The following is a 4,450-nucleotide window of genomic DNA, read 5'->3' on the forward strand; positions in this document are numbered from 1 at the left end:
CTCGATCTCACCGGATGCATGGCCCTCGGCGTCACCGGCCCGATCCTCCGATCGACCGGACTGCCCTACGATCTGCGCCGCGCCGAACCCTATTGCGGTTACGAGACCTACGAGTTCGACATCGTCACCGCCGAGGGATCCGACTGCTACGCGCGCTATCTCGTGCGGATCGGGGAGATGCGCGAGTCGCTGAAGATCGTCGAGCAGTGCCTCGACCGGCTCCGTCCCGGCCCGGTGATGGTGCAGGACGGCAAGATCGCCTGGCCGTCGAAACTCCGGCTCGGACCGGACGGGCTCGGCAACTCGCCCGACCACATCCGCCACATCATGGGCGAATCGATGGAGGGCCTGATCCACCATTTCAAACTCGTCACCGAAGGCATCCGAGTCCCGGCGGGACAGGTCTACATCGGTGTCGAATCGCCGCGCGGCGAACTCGGCGTCCACCTGGTCAGCGACGGCGGCACGCGGCCCTACCGCGTGCACTACCGCGATCCCTCGTTCACGAATCTGCAGGCCGTCGCGGCGATGTGCGAGGGCGGCATGGTCTCCGACGTCATCGCCGCCGTCGCCAGCATCGACCCGGTGATGGGGGGAGTGGACCGATGAGCACCGAATTCGTGCGGGCCCCGGGCTCGGAGACCGTCGGCACGGCGGGCACGAGCGAGACGTCCGCCGCCGTCCCGATGACCGAACCCGCTGCGCGCGAACCCGTCCTCGTCCCGCTCGGGCCGCGCCCCGACGAGGACACCCATCTCACCCCACCCGACGCGCCGCGCCACTATCCCGACGACGTGCGCGCCCGTCTCGACGCCGACGCCGATCGGATCGTCGCACGCTACCCGCAGCCACGATCGGCGCTGCTACCGCTGCTGCACCTCGTACAGGCGGAGGATGGTTACATCACCCCCGCCGGGATCGAGTTCTGTGCCCGGCGGCTCGAGCTCACCGGCGCCGAGGTCGCCGCCGTCTCGACCTTCTACACCATGTACCGCCGCTCGCCGACGGGCCGCCACCACGTGGGGGTGTGTACGAACGCGCTGTGCGCGGTGATGGGCGGCGACGAGATCTTCTCCGCGCTGTGCACCCGGCTCGGCATCGGACACGACGAGACCACCGCCGACGGCGCGATCACCCTCGAACACATCGAGTGCAACGCGGCGTGTGACTACGCCCCGGTGATGACCGTCGACTGGGAGCTGTTCGACAACCGCACCGTCGACTCCGCGGTCGAGCTCGTCGACGAACTGCTCTCCGGCGGCACGCCCACACCGACGCGCGGCGCACCGCTGCGCAGCTTCCGCGACACCGCGCGCCTGCTGGCCGGTTTCCCCGACCGCCGACCCGGTGCGCTCGACGCCGCCGGCACCGCCGGACCGGCCTCCCTGGCCGGACTCGGGGTCGCCCGCGAGCACGACATGCGGGCACCGGAACCGCCGGAGAAGGACGAGGCCGTCGTCACTGTCGGGAGATCCCCGACGGGTCTGACCCCTGTGCTCACCCGTTACTGGGACGAGGAGCGGGCGTGGACCCTCGACGCCTACCGGCGGCACGGCGGATACGAAGCCCTGCCCATCGCGCTCGGCATGGATCCGGACGCCGTCATTGCCGCGGTCAAGGACTCCGGGATCCGCGGCCGCGGCGGCGCCGGATTCTCCACAGGCACCAAATGGTCGTTCATCCCGCAGGGCGACGACAAGCCGCACTATCTCGTCGTCAACGCCGACGAATCCGAACCGGGAACCTGCAAGGACATCCCGTTCATGCTGGCAACCCCGCACGCCCTCGTCGAAGGCGTGATCATCGCCGCCTACGCGATCCGCGCCCGGCACGCGTTCATCTACCTGCGGGGGGAGGCCGTCCCGGTCCTGCGGCGTCTGCACGCCGCGGTCGCGGAGGCCTACGAGGCCGGCTATCTAGGACGCGACATCCTCGGTTCCGGATACGACCTCGAACTCGTCGTCCACGCCGGTGCGGGCGCGTACATCTGCGGTGAGGAGACGGCGCTGCTCGACTCCCTCGAGGGCCGGCGCGGCCAGCCTCGTCTGCGCCCACCCTTTCCCGCCGTCGCCGGCCTGTACGCGTGCCCGACCGTCGTCAACAACGTCGAATCCATCGCGAACGTCCCGCTCGTCGTCCGCAACGGTGTGGACTGGTACCGCTCGATGGGCACCGAGAAATCACCGGGCTTCGCGATGTTCTCCCTGTCCGGGCACGTCACCGCCCCCGGCCAGTACGAGGCTCCGCTCGGCATCACACTGCGGGAGCTGCTCGGCTACGCCGGGGGTGTGCGCGCCGGCCACCGGCTCAAGTTCTGGACGCCCGGCGGTTCGTCGACGCCGATCTTCACCGACGAACATCTCGACGTCCCTCTGGACTACGAGAACGTCGCCGCCGCCGGGTCGATGCTCGGGACCCGGGCCCTGCAGATCTTCGACGAGACCACCTGCGTCGTCCGCACGGTGCTGCGCTGGACGGAGTTCTACGCCCACGAATCGTGTGGCAAGTGCACCCCCTGCCGCGAGGGCACCTGGTGGCTCGTGCAGATCCTCGACCGGCTCGAACACGGTCGGGGTACCGAAGCCGACCTGGAGAAGCTGCTCGACATCTCCGACAACATCCTCGGCCGGGCATTCTGCGCGCTCGGTGACGGTGCGACCAGCCCGATCACCTCCTCGCTGAAGTACTTCCGCGACGAGTATCTCGCCCACTTCGAGCACGGCGGCTGCCCGTTCGACCCGCACCTGTCGACGCTCGCCACCGACACCCCCGCGGAAGGAGGCGAGCGATGACCGCCGTGTCCGGTGCCGGTGCGGAGAAGTCCGAGACCACCGACCTCGTGAACATCACCATCGACGACACCGAGATCGCCGTGCCGAAGGGCACTCTCGTGATCCGCGCCGCCGAACTGATCGGGGTGCAGATCCCGCGGTTCTGCGACCACCCGCTGCTCGAGCCGGTCGGCGCGTGCCGCCAGTGCCTCGTCGAGGTCGAGGGACAGCGCAAACCGCTCGCCTCGTGCACCTCGGTGGTCACCGACGGGATGGTCGTGCGCACCCAGTTCACCTCGCCGGTAGCCGACAAGGCACAGCGCGGCGTGATGGAACTGCTGCTCATCAACCATCCGCTCGACTGCCCGGTGTGCGACAAGGGTGGTGAGTGCCCGTTGCAGAACCAGGCGATGTCCAACGGCCGCGCCGAGTCCCGCTTCGAGGACACCAAACGCACCTATCCGAAACCCATCGCGATCTCCTCACAGGTGCTCCTCGACCGCGAACGGTGCGTGCTGTGCGCCCGGTGTACCCGCTTCGCCGATCAGGTCGCGGGCGACCGGTTCGTCGACATGCTCGACCGCGGAGCGCTGCAGCAGGTCGGCATCTACACCGAGGAACCGTTCGAGTCGTATTTCTCCGGCAACACCGTCCAGATCTGCCCGGTCGGTGCCCTCACGGGCGCCGCCTACCGGTTCCGCGCCCGCCCGTTCGACCTGGTCTCCACACCGAGCGTGTGCGAACACTGCGCGAGCGGTTGCGCCCAACGCACCGACCACCGTCGCGGAGCCGTGCTGCGCCGCCTCGCCGGAGACGACCCCGAGGTCAACGAGGAATGGAATTGCGACAAGGGACGCTGGGCGTTCACCTACGCCACCGCCGACGACCGCCTCACCACGCCCCTCGTCCGCGACGACACGGGAGCGCTCGTCTCCGCCTCGTGGATCGAGGCGCTCGGGGTCGCCGCCCGTGGGTTGGCGGCGGCACGTGGCAGGGCCGCAGTCCTGACCGGCGGCCGGCTCACCGTCGAGGACGCCTACGCCTATGCGAAATTCGCGCGCACGGCGCTCGGCACCAACGACATCGACTTCCGCAGCCGCGCCCTGTCGGACGAGGAGACGGCCTTCCTCGCCGCACGGGTCGCCGGACGGCACCTCGAGGTCACCTACCGCCACCTCGACCGCGCGCCGGCGGTGCTGCTCGTCGGATTCGAACCCGAGGAGGAATCGCCGATCGTCTTCCTGCGGCTGCGCAAGGCGGTCCGGCGGAACAGGCTGCAGGTCTTCACGATCGCACCGTTCGCCTCGCGCGGCGTACACAAGCTGTCGGGGCGACTCGAGCGGTGCGTACCGGGCGACGAGGCGCGTGCACTCGACGCGATCCGCACCGGGTCGTCCTCCGACGCGGCCGCCGCGATGCGAACTCCCGGCGCGATCGTGCTGGTAGGGGAGCGCGCTGCGGCATCACCCGGTGCGCTGTCCGCCGCGGCGGCCCTCGCCGATGAGACCGGGGCCCGCCTGGCGTGGATCCCGCGGCGCGCCGGTGATCGCGGCGCCCTCGAAGCGGGTGCGTTCCCGACCCTGCTGCCCGGGGGCCGCCCCGTCGACGACCCGCAGGCCCGGCGCGACATCGAGTCGGCCTGGGGTCTTGCGGCCGACACCCTGCCGTCCCGACCGGGT

The 4,450-nt window shown here is 70.1% G+C and carries 2 protein-coding genes and 1 pseudogene; all 3 read left to right on the forward strand.

The window, feature by feature from the left end:
- Window positions 1-609: pseudogene (locus tag R1101_RS0116635) on the forward strand (NADH dehydrogenase subunit D); the annotation flags it as partial.
- Window positions 606-2,792, forward strand: coding sequence for an NADH-quinone oxidoreductase subunit NuoF (gene nuoF / locus R1101_RS29670; protein WP_016934508.1), 2,187 nt, complete (start codon window positions 606-608; stop codon window positions 2,790-2,792). The pseudogene R1101_RS0116635 and the gene nuoF, both read left to right, overlap by 4 nt.
- Window positions 2,789-4,450: NADH-quinone oxidoreductase subunit G (locus R1101_RS0116645; RefSeq protein WP_016934509.1), on the forward strand; the 1,662-nt coding region annotated here is incomplete at its 3' end. The genes nuoF and R1101_RS0116645, both read left to right, overlap by 4 nt.

It is taken from the genome of Rhodococcus sp. R1101, from assembly GCF_000278445.1.
Lineage (GTDB): Bacteria > Actinomycetota > Actinomycetes > Mycobacteriales > Mycobacteriaceae > Rhodococcus > Rhodococcus gordoniae.

Excerpts from the sequence above, each read along its gene's own strand:
- nuoF (WP_016934508.1), top strand. The coding sequence starts at position 606 with ATGAGCACCGAATTCGTGCGGGCCCCGGGCTCGGAGACCGTCGGCACG.